General features: G+C 64.0%; 12 protein-coding genes and 1 pseudogene. 9 read left to right on the plus strand and 4 right to left on the minus strand.

Annotated elements, in window-relative coordinates; genetic code table 11:
• The first annotated feature begins 120 nt into the window (after nucleotides 1-120).
• The 5 genes and pseudogenes from ONR75_RS31070 to ONR75_RS31090 all read left to right on the plus strand — a co-directional run bounded on the left by ONR75_RS31070 (nucleotide 121) and on the right by ONR75_RS31090 (nucleotide 8,456).
• Nucleotides 121-843, plus strand: a complete 723-nt coding sequence (locus tag ONR75_RS31070) for an outer membrane protein (protein ID WP_265080630.1) — start codon at nucleotides 121-123, stop codon at nucleotides 841-843.
• 235 nt (nucleotides 844-1,078) lie between these two features.
• The gene (bioB, locus tag ONR75_RS31075; protein WP_265080631.1) at nucleotides 1,079-2,119 is read left to right on the plus strand and encodes a biotin synthase BioB; all 1,041 of its coding nucleotides are present in this window, start codon (nucleotides 1,079-1,081) and stop codon (nucleotides 2,117-2,119) included.
• A 100-nt stretch (nucleotides 2,120-2,219) separates the two neighbouring features.
• On the plus strand, nucleotides 2,220-3,284 hold the full coding sequence (locus ONR75_RS31080) for an MBL fold metallo-hydrolase (RefSeq protein WP_265080632.1): 1,065 nt from the start codon (nucleotides 2,220-2,222) through the stop codon (nucleotides 3,282-3,284).
• 204 nt (nucleotides 3,285-3,488) lie between these two features.
• Nucleotides 3,489-4,717 (plus strand): annotated as a pseudogene (hemA, locus tag ONR75_RS31085) (5-aminolevulinate synthase).
• A 220-nt stretch (nucleotides 4,718-4,937) separates the two neighbouring features.
• Nucleotides 4,938-8,456, plus strand: coding sequence for a hybrid sensor histidine kinase/response regulator (locus tag ONR75_RS31090; RefSeq protein ID WP_265080633.1), 3,519 nt, complete (start codon nucleotides 4,938-4,940; stop codon nucleotides 8,454-8,456).
• Nucleotides 8,457-8,636: 180 nt separating this feature from the next.
• On the opposite strand, the gene ONR75_RS31095 is transcribed toward ONR75_RS31090, so the two are convergent.
• A complete protein-coding gene (locus ONR75_RS31095) occupies nucleotides 8,637-9,314 on the minus strand; it encodes a response regulator (protein WP_265080634.1) in 678 nt (225 codons plus the stop codon).
• Between the two features lie 403 nt (nucleotides 9,315-9,717).
• Here ONR75_RS31095 and ONR75_RS31100 point away from each other — a divergent pair, with 403 nt between their 5' ends.
• Complete coding sequence (locus tag ONR75_RS31100; RefSeq protein ID WP_413776406.1) at nucleotides 9,718-11,367, plus strand: MFS transporter; 1,650 nt, start codon at nucleotides 9,718-9,720, stop codon at nucleotides 11,365-11,367.
• Nucleotides 11,368-11,658: 291 nt separating this feature from the next.
• On the opposite strand, the gene ONR75_RS31105 is transcribed toward ONR75_RS31100, so the two are convergent.
• From ONR75_RS31105 to ONR75_RS31115, 3 genes are read right to left on the minus strand one after another with little or no spacing between them, the layout of a single operon-like run.
• Nucleotides 11,659-12,129: a secondary thiamine-phosphate synthase enzyme YjbQ gene (locus ONR75_RS31105; protein WP_265080636.1), complete on the minus strand. Its 471-nt coding sequence runs from the start codon at nucleotides 12,127-12,129 to the stop codon at nucleotides 11,659-11,661.
• 6 nt (nucleotides 12,130-12,135) lie between these two features.
• Nucleotides 12,136-12,660: a hypothetical protein gene (locus ONR75_RS31110; RefSeq protein WP_265080637.1), complete on the minus strand. Its 525-nt coding sequence runs from the start codon at nucleotides 12,658-12,660 to the stop codon at nucleotides 12,136-12,138.
• Between the two features lie 33 nt (nucleotides 12,661-12,693).
• Nucleotides 12,694-13,317, minus strand: a complete 624-nt coding sequence (locus ONR75_RS31115) for a 2-hydroxychromene-2-carboxylate isomerase (protein WP_265080638.1) — start codon at nucleotides 13,315-13,317, stop codon at nucleotides 12,694-12,696.
• A gap of 51 nt (nucleotides 13,318-13,368) precedes the next feature.
• On the opposite strand from ONR75_RS31115, the gene ONR75_RS31120 reads away from it, so the two are divergent.
• The 3 genes from ONR75_RS31120 to ONR75_RS31130 all read left to right on the plus strand — a co-directional run bounded on the left by ONR75_RS31120 (nucleotide 13,369) and on the right by ONR75_RS31130 (nucleotide 14,783).
• A complete protein-coding gene (locus ONR75_RS31120; RefSeq protein ID WP_265080639.1) occupies nucleotides 13,369-13,596 on the plus strand; it encodes a hypothetical protein in 228 nt (75 codons plus the stop codon).
• Entirely contained in the window at nucleotides 13,593-13,967 is a 375-nt protein-coding gene (locus tag ONR75_RS31125) for an AtpZ/AtpI family protein (protein ID WP_265080640.1), read from the plus strand. The genes ONR75_RS31120 and ONR75_RS31125 overlap by 4 nt, the downstream gene beginning before the upstream one ends.
• Before the next feature lie 66 nt (nucleotides 13,968-14,033).
• Nucleotides 14,034-14,783: a F0F1 ATP synthase subunit A gene (locus ONR75_RS31130; protein ID WP_265080641.1), complete on the plus strand. Its 750-nt coding sequence runs from the start codon at nucleotides 14,034-14,036 to the stop codon at nucleotides 14,781-14,783.
• The last annotated feature ends 59 nt before the right edge of the window (nucleotides 14,784-14,842 follow it).

The raw sequence follows: 14,842 nt of genomic DNA on the forward strand, positions 1-14,842 counted from the left end.
GTTCGGTTCTCGCCGGCTGTGGCCTATGGGTGACAGTATTTAATGCAAAAGCTGTCTACATCCACGCCATGGACGGAGCCGACGCGCGGCTCATCTGAAATAATTTCTGGAGAAAATAAAATGAAGAACTTCCTTCTCGGTACTGTGGCTCTGATCGCTCTCGGCGCGACTGTGCCTGCACTTGCAGCCGATCTCGCCGCTCGCCCCTACACCAAGGCACCGGCCTACGTCGCAGCCCCGATCTACAACTGGACCGGCTTCTACATCGGCGGCAACGTCGGCGGCGCATTCGGCGGCGGCAACGGCTTCCCCGGCGGCGTGAGCAGCAGCAGCAACGATGGCAAGTTCATGGGCGGCGTCCAGGGCGGCTACAACTACCAGTTCGCCCCGAACTGGGTGTTCGGTGTCGAAGCCCAGTACGACTGGACCAGCAACAGCGGCAACACCGTCACCTTCCCGACCGTTGCAGGCTACACCTACAACAGCAGCTTGAAGGGCCTCGGCTCGGTCACCGGCCGTCTCGGCTACACTTGGGGTCCGGCCATGCTGTACGCCAAGGGCGGTTACGCGTTCTCGGATCGCAGCCGCTCGGTCACCGGTCCGACCCTGGTCGGCGTGAACGGCAACACGGATGGCTACACCGTCGGTGGCGGTCTGGAATACCTGTTCACCCAGAACTGGTCGGGTAACATCGAGTACCAGTACTACAACTTCGGCAAGACCTCCTTCGCCGCTGCACCGCTGGCCGCTCTCGGTTCGTCCACCAGCGAACAGCACACCGTCAAGGCTGGCCTGAACTACCACTTCAACCTGGGCGGCGCGCCGCTCCTCGCGAAGTATTGATCTTCGTCTGATCGAGACCGCTCACGCGGTTTCGGACGAGAAAAGGCCGGCGCTTGCGCCGGCCTTTTTGTTTGACCGGCACTTTTTCAAGAGCCAGGCGGGAGCACCGTCAATCGCCTTGCCGTTCAACCTCGGCATGACTGCAATCGGCGACCGCTCCTTGTTTCGGCCGTCGATTTCATGGACAGCTGCGGTACCCAATGACCTCCGGCACGGCCGAAGCACGAGGATTCCCATGACCGCATCATCCACCGTATCGAACGGCGCACCTCACCTCCGCCACGACTGGCAGCGCGCCGAGGCACAGGCGCTGTACGACCTGCCGTTCGCCGACCTGATGTTCCAGGCGCAAGGCATTCACCGCGGCAACTTCGATCCGAATCATGTGGAGACCGCGAGCCTGCTCAGCATCAAGACCGGCGGCTGCCCGGAAGACTGCGGCTACTGCTCGCAAAGCGCACATTACGACACCGACGTCGCCGCGACCAAGCTGATGGATCGTGAGGCCGTGGTCGCCACCGCGCAGCGTGCCAAGGAGTCAGGCGCCAGCCGGTTCTGCATGGCCGCCGCATGGCGCAACCCGAAGGACAAGGATCTCGACCGGGTCTGCGACATGGTCAGCGCGGTGAAGGGCCTGGGTCTCGAGACCTGCGCCACACTCGGAATGATCACCGAAGACCAGGCACAGCGGCTGCAAAACGCCGGACTCGATTTCTACAATCACAACATCGACACCTCGCGCGAATTCTACAGCCGCATCATCTCCACGCGCACCATGGAAGACCGCATCGAGACGCTGGCCAATGCGCGCCACGCCGGGTTGAAAGTATGTTGCGGCGGCATCGTCGGCATGGGCGAGCAGGTCGAGGACCGCCTGGGCATGCTGGTGCTGCTGGCCAACCTGCCGAACCATCCGGAGAGCGTGCCGATCAACCTGTGGAACGAGGTCAAGGGTGTTCCGGTCAATGACACTGCGGAGCGCGCCGATCCGATCGCGCTGGCGCGCATGATCGCGGTGGCGCGCATCATGATGCCGAAAAGCGTGGTGCGGCTGTCTGCGGGCCGCCAGTACATGTCGGACGAGCTGCAGGCGCTGTGCTTTCTGGCCGGGGCCAATTCGATCTTCATCGGCGACGTGCTGCTGACCACCAGGAACCCGCAGACCACCCGCGACGTCGAACTGCTCGATCGCCTCGGCATTCATTCCGCGCTCGACGACGTGCGGCTTGAGCCGACAGGTCTGGAACTGCCGGCGGCGTCTGTAGCCGCCGGCTAACCACCGCGCGGAATATGGCCCTGCGGCGCCGGCCCACAATTCGGCTGGCGCCGCGCAGCTTGTCCCGCTAAGCCGGTGCAAAGACATAGCGACAGAAGCCATGCATTCGAAAACAGACGCCATTCCCACCCCGACCGACGGCCTCCAATATCCCTGGGAGGCCCATCCCGGCCCCGATCAGGTGGTCGAAATCGCCCCGGGCGTGCTGTGGATCCGGCTCGACCTGCCGTTCCGCCTCAACCATGTGAACATCTACCTGCTGGCCGACGGCGACGGCTGGGCGATGGTCGATACCGGCATCGGCAACGAGGCCACCATCGCGGCCTGGACCGCGCTGTTCGACGGCCCGCTGGCCGGCAAGACCATCAGCAAGGTGATCGTGACCCACGCCCATCCCGACCATGTCGGTCAGGCCGGCTGGATGGTGCAGCGTTTCAACTGCCCGTTCTACATGTCGCAGATCGAATATCTGCAGGGCGTCTACCATCAGGTCCGCCGCAGCGACGAGCGGCTGGTCAATTCGCGACTGTTCTTCCGCCGCCACGGCATGGACGAGGACATCACCGAGCAACTGCTCGGCCGCGGCCAGGATTATCTGAAGAAGACCGTGCCGCTGCCCGCCGTCTATCGCCGGCTGTCCGATGGCGATGACTTCACCATCGGCACGCGCACCTTCCGCGTCATCACCGGCGCCGGCCATTCGCCCGACCAGGTGATGCTGTATTGCGCTGCCGACGGGCTGTTTCTGTCCGCCGATCAGGTGCTCAGCAAGATTTCGCCGAATGTCAGCGTCTGGGCCCATGAGCCCGAAGAGAATTCGCTCGGCGCCTACCTGCGTTCGCTCAGGCGTTTGTCCGAAACGCTGCCCGACGACGTGCTGGTGCTGCCCGGTCACGGCGTACCGTTCCATGGCGTCAAGGTCCGGATCAAGCAGCTCGCCGATCATCACGAGGAGCGCTGCCAGATGATCGCGGCAGCGTGCAAGGAGACGCCGATGACCTCGGCGGAGCTGGTCCCGGTCATCTTCCACAAGCACAAGCTCGATGCGCATCAGACCGGTTTTGCTGCCGGCGAACTGATCGCCCACGTCAATTATATGCTGAACCAGAACCGCCTGAGCGTTGTCCAACGACCGGACGGTGTTTTGCGCTTCACCGCTGTGTGACCCGCGGCGGGCCTGCGACGGGGACCGGCAAATAGCGTCCAGCTGTTTGATCTGGCTCAAGATTAGCTGTGCGTTTGGCGCTAGTCTGCCAACTCGCAACGGGTGCCTGGAAGCGCATTTCAGCTCGACATGAAAGCTGGAAACGCTCTAAAACGCCCTGACACGCAATCGCCTCCGTTCGGGTTCCGCATCAGGTTTTTCGCGATGGATTACAGCAAGTTCTTCTCTGACGCCCTCAACCGACTGCACGACGAGCGGCGTTATCGCGTGTTCGCGGATCTCGAACGAATCGCCGGGCGGTTTCCGCACGCGGTCTGGCACTCCCCAAGGGGTCCAGCAACGTGGTGATCTGGTGCTCCAACGACTATCTCGGCATGGGCCAGCACCCGAAAGTTGTCGGCGCCATGGTCGAGACCGCGACCCGGGTCGGCACCGGCGCCGGCGGCACCCGCAACATCGCCGGCACCCATCATCCGCTGGTCCAGCTCGAAGAAGAACTCGCCGACCTGCACGGCAAGGAAGCGGCTCTGCTGTTCACCTCGGGCTACGTCTCCAACCAGACCGGCATTTCGACGCTCACCAAGCTGATTCCGAACTGCCTGATCCTGTCGGACGCGCTCAACCACAATTCGATGATCGAAGGAATCCGGCAATCCGGCTGCGAACGCGTGGTCTTCCGCCACAACGACGTCGCCCATCTCGAGGAATTGCTGATCGCCGCCGGTCCGGACCGGCCGAAGCTGATCGCCTGCGAAAGCCTGTATTCCATGGATGGCGATATCGCGCCGCTGGCCAAGATCTGCGATCTCGCCGAGAAGTATGGCGCGATGACCTATGTGGATGAAGTCCATGCGGTCGGCATGTACGGCCCGCGCGGCGGCGGCATCGCCGAACGCGACGGCGTAATGCATCGCATCGACATTCTCGAAGGCACGCTGGCGAAGGCGTTCGGCTGCCTCGGCGGCTATATCGCCGCCAGCAAAGACATCGTCGACGCGGTGCGTTCCTACGCACCGGGCTTCATCTTCACCACCGCGCTGCCGCCGGCGATCTGCTCGGCAGCCACCGCGGCGATCCGCCACCTCAAGACCTCGAGCTGGGAGCGCGAGCGCCACCAGGACCGCGCCGCGCGCGTCAAGGCGATCCTCAACGCCGCCGGCCTGCCGGTCATGCTGAGCGACACCCACATCGTGCCGCTGTTCGTCGGCGATCCCGAGCGCTGCAAGAAGGCCTGCGACCTGCTGCTGGAACAGCACGGCATCTATATCCAGCCGATCAATTATCCGACGGTACCCAAGGGCGCCGAACGGCTGCGCATCACGCCGTCGCCCTATCATGACGACGCGCTGATCGATCAGCTCGCCGACGCCCTGGTTCAGGTTTGGGATCAGCTCGGACTTCCGCTCAACGCCAAGGCGATGGCGGCGGAGTAAAACAATCCGGCCTATGCGTTTCCCGGGCGCGCTGCAGCGTTCTTCGCGCTGCTCCGCAGATCAGGGATTCCGGTCAAAAAGCTGGACACCGGATCTACGAAGCAGCACTTCGTGCTGCATCGCGCCCGGGGAACGCGACAAATCCCTATCGCCTGCATCCACTCAACAGGCTAGGTTTTCCCACGACGGACGGGCCTGAGCCCGCCGCACGGGAGTGACGATGCTTCACGACTGGGGCGTGATCGCAGCCGCCTTCGGCTATATCGGATTTCTGTTCTGCGTCGCCAGCTACGGCGACCGTATCGCCTTGCTCCAGCGCGGCCGCGCCGGCGCGTTGATCTACCCGCTGTCGCTGGCGATCTACTGCACCTCATGGACATTCTTCGGCTCGGTCGGCGTGGCCAGCCGGACCAGCGTCGACTTCCTGGCGATCTATCTCGGACCGATCCTGATGATCGGCTTCTGCACGCCGATCCTGCGCCGGGTGATCCAGCTCGCGAAATCGCAAAACATCACCTCGATCGCCGACTTCATCGCCGCCCGCTACGGCAAGAGCCAGGCGGTAGCCGCCACCGTCGCGGTCATCGCCATCATCGGCTCGGTGCCCTACATCGCGCTGCAGCTCAAGGCCGTGGCGTCGTCGCTCTCCACTATCCTCGGCGAGGATCAGGCGATCGAGAACATCCCGATCGTCGGCGACATCGCGCTGATCGTGACGCTGGCCATGGCGGCGTTCGCCGTGCTGTTCGGGACCCGGCAGACCAATGCCACCGAACATCAGCATGGGCTGATGCTGGCGGTGGCCACCGAATCCATCATCAAGCTGGTGACCTTCATCGCCGCCGGCCTGTTCGTGACGTTCTGGATGTTCAGCCCGGTCGATCTGATGGAGCGTGCGCTGAAGACGCCGGAGGCGGCGCGGGCCATCGCCTACGTGCCGTCGGTGGGCAACTTCCTCACCATGGTGCTGCTGTCGTTCTGCGCCATCATGCTGCTGCCACGGCAATTCCATGTCAGCGTGGTGGAGAACTCGGATGACGCCGAGGTCAGCCGCGCGAAATGGCTGTTTCCGCTCTATCTGATCGCCATCAATATCTTCGTGATTCCGATCGCGCTGGCCGGGCTGGTCACCTTCCCGTTCGGCGCCGTCGACAGCGACATGTATGTGCTGGCGCTGCCCATCGAGGCCGGCTCGACCTTCCTCAGCATCGTGGTGTTCATCGGCGGCATGTCGGCGGCCACCGCCATGGTGATCGTCGAATGCGTGGCGCTGGCGGTGATGGTCTCCAACGACCTCGTGATGCCGCTGGTGCTGCAGCGCGGCCCGCATGCGCCGAACGGCAACGCAGATTTCGGCTATTTCCTGCTCAAGGTCCGGCGCTTTGCGATCTTTGCCATCATGGCTATGGCCTATCTGTATTTTCGCGCACTCGGCAACACCCAGCTCGCTGCCATCGGCCTTCTGTCCTTCGCAGCCATCGCACAGTTCGCGCCGGCGTTTTTCGGCGGCCTGATCTGGCGCCGCGCCACCGCGCGCGGCGCCATGGGCGGCATGCTGGTCGGTTTTGCGGTGTGGGCCTATACGCTGTTCATTCCGAGCTTTCTCGACGGCAACACCGCCGGCATGCTGCTGCTGCAGCACGGGCCGTTCGGCATCGAAGCGCTGCGACCGCAGGACCTGTTCGGCGCCGACCTGCCGCCGCTGCTGCACGGCACGCTGTGGAGCCTGTCGCTGAACATCCTGACCTACGTGGTGCTGTCGCTGCTGCGGCAGCCGTCATCGATCGAGCGGCTGCAGGCGGAGTTGTTCGTTCCTAACACCATGGCGCCGATGACGCCGGCGTTCCGGCGCTGGCGGTCCACCGTAACGGTGCAGGATATTCTGGGCACCGTGACGCAGTATCTCGGCCCGGAGCGGGCGCGGGAGTCTTTCGAGGCCTTTGCCGCCAGCCAGCGCGTCAACCTCGATCCCGCCGCGCCCGCCGATTTCGAACTGCTGCAGCACGCCGAACACCTGATCGCCTCATCGATCGGGGCGGCCTCGTCGCGGCTGGTCATGTCACTGCTGCTGCGCAAGCGCACGGTGTCCGCCAGGGCCGCCCTGAAGCTGCTCGACGATTCCCACGCGGCGCTGCATTTCAACCGCGAGGTCCTGCAGACCGCGCTGAATCATGTCCGCCAGGGCATCGCCGTGTTCAATCCCGACCTGCAGCTGATCTGTTCGAACCGGCAGTTCGGCGAGATTCTCGGCCTGCCGCCGCAGATCGTGCAGATCGGCGTGCCGCTGCAAGAGATCCTCGAATTCATCGGCGGCCAGGGCGCATCCGGCTTCGGTGACAATGCGACGCTGACGCAGATGCGGCTGATCGCCTACACCACCGAGGGCGAGCCTTATCTGGAGCGGCTGCCAGACCGCCAGATCGTGATCGAAGTGCGCGCCAACCGGATGCCGGACAACGGACTGGTGCTGACCTTCTCCGACGTGACGCCGAGCTTCGAGGCCGCCGAAGCGCTGGAACGCGCCAATGCGACGCTGGAAAAACGCGTGCGCGACCGCACCGAGGAATTGACGCGGCTGAACTCCGAACTGGCAAGGGCCAAGAGTACCGCGGAAGACGCCAATATCTCCAAGACGCGGTTTCTGGCTGCCGCCAGCCACGACATCCTGCAGCCGCTGAACGCGGCGCGGCTCTACGTCACCAGCTTGGTGGAACGACAGAGCGGCGGCGAGGACGCACGGCTGGTGGAGAACATCGACGACTCCCTGGAAGCCATCGAGGAAATTCTCGGCGCGCTGCTCGACATCTCGCGGCTCGACGCCGGCGCCATGAACCCGTCGATCTCCAGCTTCCGGATCGGCGACCTGATGCGCTCGCTGGAGATCGAATACGCGCCGATCGCCCGCGCCCGCGGCGTCGCGCTCACCTTCGTGCCGTGCTCGCTGCCGGTCGAGTCGGACCGGCTGATGCTCCGGCGGCTGCTGCAGAACCTGATCTCCAATGCCATCAAGTACACGCCGCACGGCCGCGTGCTGGTCGGCTGCCGCCGCCGCGGCAAGTCCCTGCAGATCGGCGTCTATGACACCGGCGTCGGCATTCCCGTGCAGAAGCGCGGCGAGATCTTCAAGGAGTTCCACCGGCTCGAACAGGGCGCCCGGATCGCCCGCGGGCTGGGCCTCGGCCTGTCCATCGTCAAGCGCCTCGCCCATGTGCTCAACCACGGCATCGCCCTCGACTCCAACCGCAGCGGCGGATCGTTCTTTTCGGTCACCGTTCCGATCGCCAAGGCCATCAACCACACCACCGCGGTGACATCAGCGACCCCGCTGTCGAAATCGCCGATGTCGGGCACGCTGATCGTCTGCATCGAAAACGATGCGGCCATCCTCGACGGCATGAAGACGTTGCTGACTGCGTGGGGTGCAGTGGTGGTCGCCGTCGCCGATCCGGAAGCGGCGATCGAGGCGATTGCCGAAATCGAGGCCGCCGGCAAGCGGCTCACCGGACTGCTGGTGGACTATCATCTCGATCGCGGCAACGGCGTCGCCGCCATCCGGGAAATTCGCAGCCGCTTCGGTCCGGCCATCCCGGCGATCCTGATCACCGCCGACCGCAGCCCGCATGTCCGCGAGGCGGCGCGCCAGGAGAAGATCGCCGTGCTCAACAAGCCGGTGAAGCCGGCATCGCTGCGCGCATTGCTCGGGCAATGGCGCGCCCAGCAGATGATGGCGGCGGAGTAGCAGCAGCAATAGACCGCCCACGCTACGCTGTCGTCGCCCGGCCTGCGCGCAATTGCGCGCCGGGACCGGGCGATCCAGTAAACGTTGGCCCGAGTGTACTGGGTCGCCCGGTCAAGCCGGGCGAAGACAACGGAGAAGTCCGAGACGCCTGCCGACACCAGAGACTGCGTTTCGCCTCGCCTATTGCGCCGCCGGCTCGCCCTGGCGCCACTGACGACCGGCGATTTTTGCGGCGGCAATCACCGCCTGGGTGCGGCTTTCGACGCCGAGCTTCTGCAGGATCGCCGAGACATGGGCCTTGATGGTGGCTTCGGAGACACCGAGCTCATAGGCGATCTGCTTGTTGAGCAGGCCCTGCGACAGCATCATCAGCACCCGCACCTGCTGCGGCGTGAGCGTCACCAGGCGGTCGCGCAGTTTTGACATTTCGGGATCGGCTGCCGCCGCCATGTCGATATCGGGCGGAACCCAGACGTCGCCGTCCATCACCTTCAGAATGGCGTCGCGCAGCGTCTCGACGCCGAAGCGCTTCGGAATGAAGCCCGAGGCGCCGAAATCCAGCGACTGCCTGATCGTGCCGACGTCGTCGCTGGCGGAGACGATCACCACAGGAACCGCGGGATATTGCGCGCGCAGGTAGATCAGGCCGGAGAAGCCCGATATCCCCGGCATCGACAGGTCCAGCAGCACCAGGTCAACATCGGCGTCCTGCTCCAGCGATTTGGTGAGATCGTCGAAAGTGCCGGTCTCGTCGATGCGGGCCTCAGGCAACACGCCCAGCAGGGCCTGCCGCAATGCACCGCGAAATAGCGGATGATCGTCGGCAACAATAAGGCGCATGGTCGAAGCGGCGGTCATTTCATCCTTGCGACCGGCATCGGAACTCCGGTGATCGAGTTGTGAACATAGGCAAAAGCGACGTCAACCGGGCAAGTGTCGTCTGACCGCCGGCATCTGGCAAGCCTGCAATGTTGCCACGCGGCAAAGCAGTTAACCCGCAACATGGTGCGCCGCAATACGTCTCGGCAGGCCGCGGGCTCGCGGATGTCCCGGCAGCGAGGGACGCCATCCATTGGCTCGCCGCGCACAACCCAGAGCCGAAAGTCTTATTGGGGCGCGTATCACGCCAGTGTTACTTTGAGGTGGAAGCAAGCTGCAACCATCCGGCAAGAGACCGGCGCGGCGGCGCCGACCATATCAACGAATTCGGGGAGCGATACACATGTCAACGATAGCTGCAACATCTCCACGCGCTGGAGGCATGACGAAGGACGAACGTTTCGTCATTCTTGCCTCGTCGCTCGGCACCGTCTTCGAGTGGTACGATTTCTACCTGTTCGGATCGCTCGCCAGCATCATCGGCGCGCAGTTCTTCGGCGTCATCGATCCCGTCACCAAGGCGCCGATGTTCAACCAGGCGACGCGCGACATCTTCGCGCTGCTGGCCTTCGCCGCCGGCTTCATCGTTCGCCCGTTCGGCGCCATCGTGTTCGGTCGCGTCGGCGATATCGTCGGCCGCAAGTACACCTTCCTCGTCACCATTCTGATCATGGGTCTGTCGACCTTCGTCGTAGGCATCCTGCCGAGCGCCGCCACCATCGGCATCGCGGCTCCGATCATCCTGATCGGCCTGCGCCTGCTGCAGGGCCTCGCGCTCGGCGGCGAATACGGCGGTGCTGCGACCTATGTGGCGGAGCACTCGCCGCCCGGCAAGCGCGGCTACTACACATCGTTCATCCAGACCACGGCCACGCTGGGATTGTTCCTGTCGTTGCTGGTGATCCTGTTCACGCGAACGATCCTGGGCGAGCCGGAATTCGCCGCCTGGGGCTGGCGCGTTCCGTTCCTGGTCTCGGTCGCGCTGCTTGGCGTGTCGGTGTGGATCCGGTTGCGCCTGAATGAATCGCCGGTGTTCCAGAAGATGAAGGACGAGGGCAAGAGCTCCAAGGCTCCGCTCACCGAGGCCTTCGGCAACTGGAGCAACGCCAAGATCGTGCTGATCGCGCTGCTCGGCGGCGTGATGGGCCAGGGCGTGGTGTGGTACACCGGCCAGTTCTACGCGCTGTTCTTCATGCAATCGATCCTCAAGGTCGACGGCTATACCGCCAACCTGCTGATCGCATGGTCGCTGCTGCTCGGCACCGGCTTCTTCGTGTTCTGGGGCGCCCTGTCCGACAAGATCGGCCGCAAGCCGATCATCCTGGCAGGCTGCCTGATCGCGGCGCTGACGTTCTTCCCGATCTTCCGGATGATCACGTCGAACGCCAATCCGACCCTGGAAAAGGCCATCGAGACCGTGAAGGTCGAAGTTGTGTCCGATCCCGCGCTGTGCGGCGATCTGTTCAACCCGGTCGGCACCCGCGTGTTCAGCACGCCCTGCGATCTGGCGCGCGCCTACCTGGCCCAGTCGTCGGTGAAGTACTCGACCTCCTACGGCGCCGCCGGCTCCGGCGTGAAGGTGGTCGTGAACGGCAAGGATGTGCCCTACACCGCCGCAGCGTCCAACCCGAGCGTGCTCGCAGCCGTGCAGGCCGCGGGCTACCCGAAGGCCGGCGATGCGCAGATCGTGAAGATGGCGCATCCGTTCGATATCTTCCGTCCGCAGGTCGCGGCGGTGATCGGACTGCTGTTCGTGCTGGTGATGTTCGTGACCATGGTCTATGGCCCGATCGCGGCGATGCTGGTCGAACTGTTCCCGACCCGGATCCGCTACACCTCGATGTCGCTGCCCTACCACATCGGCAACGGCTGGTTCGGCGGCCTGCTGCCGGCGACGGCCTTCGCCATCGTGGCCTCGACCGGCGATATCTATGCCGGCCTGTGGTATCCGGTGATCTTCGCCGCGATCACCGTGGTCATCGGCATCTTCTTCCTGCCGGAGACCAAGGACGTCGACATCAATACCAACTGAGTTTGTCCGGCGGCACGCAGCCGGACAAACTTCGGATGAAACGAACCCGGCCGCGGAGCAATCCGCGGCCGGTTTTTTGTTTTGCGAAGTGCGCATGGTCTCCCTCCCCCAAGCGAAGCGCAGTGGGGAGGGTCGACCGAACGAGACGATGCGCAGCATCGTTGAAGTGGAGGTCGGGGTGGGGCGCACCACGCGCAGTCCTCGGTGTTGCACCACCCCCACCCGACCGCGCTGCGCGCGGCCACCCTCCCCACCGCGAATACGCGGGTGGGAGGGATAAGAACAACGCTGCTATCCCGCCGCCCCGACAAATTGCAGCACCGCCTCGCGGCGATGCGGGCGGCGGCGGTGTTCGATCAGATAGATCGCCTGCCAGGTGCCCAGCGCCATCCGCCCGGACAACACGGGCACCTGCAGCGAGGTGGCGGTGAGCATGGTGCGGACATGGGCCGGCATGTCGTCGGGGCCTTCGGTGTCGTGGGTCCAGCCAAAATCCTGCGGCGCCAGGCGATCGAGGATGGTCATCAGGTCGACCAGCACCGAGGGATCGGCGTTTTCCTGGATCGTCAGCGACGCCGAGGTGTGGCAGATGAAAAGCGTCAGTGCGCCATCGCGCGCGCCGATCTCGGCGAGAAATTTGGCGACGTCAGACGTGAGATCGATGAAGCCCGCGCCCGGCGTCTGCACCGTGAGCGTGGACGAGGCTACGGTGTCCGCGCGGACGATGGACGGCGCCGAACGGGAAATCGAGCGTGAGGTCATGCGCGCTCAGATCTTGCCGCTGACGTCGCGCTGGACCCGGCTGGCGATATCGATGAGGCGCCGCCAGGCGTTCTCGACGAAGGCCATCATGCGGTCCATGTCGCGATCGCTGGGCAGCGGAATCTCGAGCTTGCGTGTGCCATCGGCGACTTTCGGATCGGGCTTCTTCAGCGAGTCCTGTTTCGGCAGCGGCTCGTCGATCTTGCCGGGCGCGACGGGCTCGCGTGCCGCCAGTTGTGCCTTCAGCGATTCGTTGTCCTTCTGCAGCCGGCCGATCTCGGCATCGAGCGCTGCGCGCTCGTCGGGCATCGCGTAGCAGGCCCAGCCAGTGCCCTTGTCGGTGCAGGTCGAGACCATGCCGGTGCGGGTGTCGAGCCGCACCACGCCATCGGCGATGGGCGACAGGGTGTAGCGGCCGTTCTCGATGTCCGGCAGCGCCTGCGCCTGGGCGCTGCCGCCGAGACAGGCCAATGCCGCGGCCAACGCCGCGGGCTGCAGGACACGCAGACCGGAAGATGTCGCAAGGGTCATGGCAAGGCTCCCTGAGGAATCGCCCGCCCTATTCTACGCCTCGGAGCGAAAGGGCGCGCGGCCGGATTTCAACGCATCGGCCAGCAATTCGATCCGGTCCTGGCCCCAGAACACTTCGCCATCCAGCACATAGGCCGGCGAGCCGAACACATCCGCGGCCTGCGCGTCTTGCTGGTTCTGCGCGTAGATGGCGCCAATGGCGTCAGAGCCGGCGCGCTCCACCAGTTGCTTGCCCGGCAGGCCGGACTCGTCGGCGAGGCGGACCAGCGTGGCGGCATCGGCGAGGTCAAGCTGGTCTTCCCACACCGCCGGATAGGCGCGGCAAAGAAACGCATCGGGATCGAAGCCGGCCTCGAGCGCCGCAATCACCACGCCGTCGGCCAACCGTCCATTGAACGGCCATGCCTTCGGCTGCAGGTGAAAATCGAGCCCGCGCTTGGCGCGCCAGCGCTGCAATTCCAGCATCCGGTAGCGCTGGCGCACCGGGTGGCGCTTGCCGAGCGGCAGTCCGCCAGTCTCGGCGAACAGTTCGCCAAGAAACACAGGCTTGTGATTCACCTTGAGATCGTAAGTGGTTACCAGCTCCCGGAACGGCTTGTGGCCGATATAGGCCCAAGGCGACGGCAGCGAAAAATAGTAGTCGATCTCACGGGACATGCGGTCTCCAGGCGGGGATAATTTGGCGAAGCGCCGGCATCGGACCAGAGCGTGCCGGATGGCGCAAGACAGATCACTGTAAAACTCACTGTGCAGTGCGGCGATCGCACGCAGCCGGCTGCGATTTTTCGCAATAAAATCAAGCAAATCAACGTGCTAAGCGATGATCAGGCAATCTTGACTTGGCAGGACGTGCTAAGTATGGTCCGCCCGGCTTTGAAGGGTAACGGGGCGTTATTTCCAGCAATTGCAGCGTTTTTTCGGGTGTCGAGAGCATGACCGACGACACACGGGACAATGATGGCGGGAGCGGAAGTGGCGGGAAACCGCCTCCTGACGAGGCTGCGCTTTCCGCAAGGCTCGGAAGTCTGCATCGGCGATTGTCCCAAATTCAGGATGACCGCAAAGTTCAGACTGACCAATCCGAAACTGGAAGCGGAAACGCACAGTCCAGGGCTTCGGCCATGGCGGTGGGTCTCCGGCTCTCTTCGGAACTGGTCGCGGGCGTTGTCGTCGGCACGATTCTGGGCTGGGGCCTGGATCATCTGCTGCCGACATCGCCCTGGGGGCTGATCGTGTTCATGCTGCTCGGCTTTGTCGCCGGCGTGATCAACGTGATGCGCTCGGCCGGCGTCGGGCGGACGCCATAGATTTCGCGCGCACCTGCGCAGCGTTTAATTGCCGGGCGATCCGGCAGAGATGAAAGACCGACGTGGATGGCCGATCCGATCCATCAATTTGAGATCCACAAGATCTTCAGCCTGGGCCATATCGGCAACCAGGAAATCGCTTTCACTAATTCCTCGGCCTACATGTTCGGCGCCGTGGCGCTGGTGTCGGTGCTGATGATCGGCGGCAGCGCCGGACGCGCGCTGATCCCGAGCCGCTTCCAGTCGGTCGCCGAGCTGTCCTACGAATTCGTCTCCGGCACGGTGCGATCGAGCATCGGCGAAGAGGGAATGAAGTTCTTCCCGTTCGTGTTCTCGCTGTTCATGTTCATCCTGACCGCGAACCTGATCGGCATCGTCCCCTACACCTTCACTGTCACCAGCCATCTCATCGTCGCCGTGGCGCTGGCGCTGATGGTATTCCTGACGGTGCTGCTCTACGGCCTCTACAAGAACGGCCTCGGCTTCTTCAAGCTGTTCGTGCCGCACGGCATTCCGATCTACATCCTGCCGCTGGTGACCGTGATCGAGGTGATCTCGTTCCTGTCCCGTCCGGTGTCGCATTCGGTCCGTCTGTTCGCCAACATGCTGGCCGGCCACATTACGCTGAAGGTGTTTGCAGGCTTTGTGACGTCGCTGAGCGCACTTGGTGCCATCGGCGTATTCGGCGCAGTCCTGCCGCTGGCGATGACCACGGCGCTGACCGCGCTGGAACTGCTGGTCGCCTTCCTGCAGGCCTACGTGTTCACCATCCTGACCTGCATCTACCTCAACGACGCCCTTCATCCGGGACACTAAGCGACCCGGCCGAAATCACCCCTCACCTCTCTCATAACCTATCCCAGAAGGAGTTTTAC

Source organism: Rhodopseudomonas sp. P2A-2r (assembly GCF_026015985.1).
GTDB lineage: Bacteria > Pseudomonadota > Alphaproteobacteria > Rhizobiales > Xanthobacteraceae > Tardiphaga.

Coding starts and splice junctions, on each gene's coding strand:
- ONR75_RS31070 (WP_265080630.1), top strand. CDS start 121: ATGAAGAACTTCCTTCTCGGTACTGTGGCTCTGATCGCTCTCGGCGCG.
- bioB (WP_265080631.1), top strand. CDS start 1,079: ATGACCGCATCATCCACCGTATCGAACGGCGCACCTCACCTCCGCCAC.
- ONR75_RS31080 (WP_265080632.1), top strand. CDS start 2,220: ATGCATTCGAAAACAGACGCCATTCCCACCCCGACCGACGGCCTCCAA.
- ONR75_RS31090 (WP_265080633.1), top strand. CDS start 4,938: ATGCTTCACGACTGGGGCGTGATCGCAGCCGCCTTCGGCTATATCGGA.
- ONR75_RS31095 (WP_265080634.1), bottom strand. CDS start 9,314: ATGACCGCCGCTTCGACCATGCGCCTTATTGTTGCCGACGATCATCCG.
- ONR75_RS31100 (WP_413776406.1), top strand. CDS start 9,718: ATGACGAAGGACGAACGTTTCGTCATTCTTGCCTCGTCGCTCGGCACC.
- ONR75_RS31105 (WP_265080636.1), bottom strand. CDS start 12,129: ATGACCTCACGCTCGATTTCCCGTTCGGCGCCGTCCATCGTCCGCGCG.
- ONR75_RS31110 (WP_265080637.1), bottom strand. CDS start 12,660: ATGACCCTTGCGACATCTTCCGGTCTGCGTGTCCTGCAGCCCGCGGCG.
- ONR75_RS31115 (WP_265080638.1), bottom strand. CDS start 13,317: ATGTCCCGTGAGATCGACTACTATTTTTCGCTGCCGTCGCCTTGGGCC.
- ONR75_RS31125 (WP_265080640.1), top strand. CDS start 13,593: ATGACCGACGACACACGGGACAATGATGGCGGGAGCGGAAGTGGCGGG.
- ONR75_RS31130 (WP_265080641.1), top strand. CDS start 14,034: ATGGCCGATCCGATCCATCAATTTGAGATCCACAAGATCTTCAGCCTG.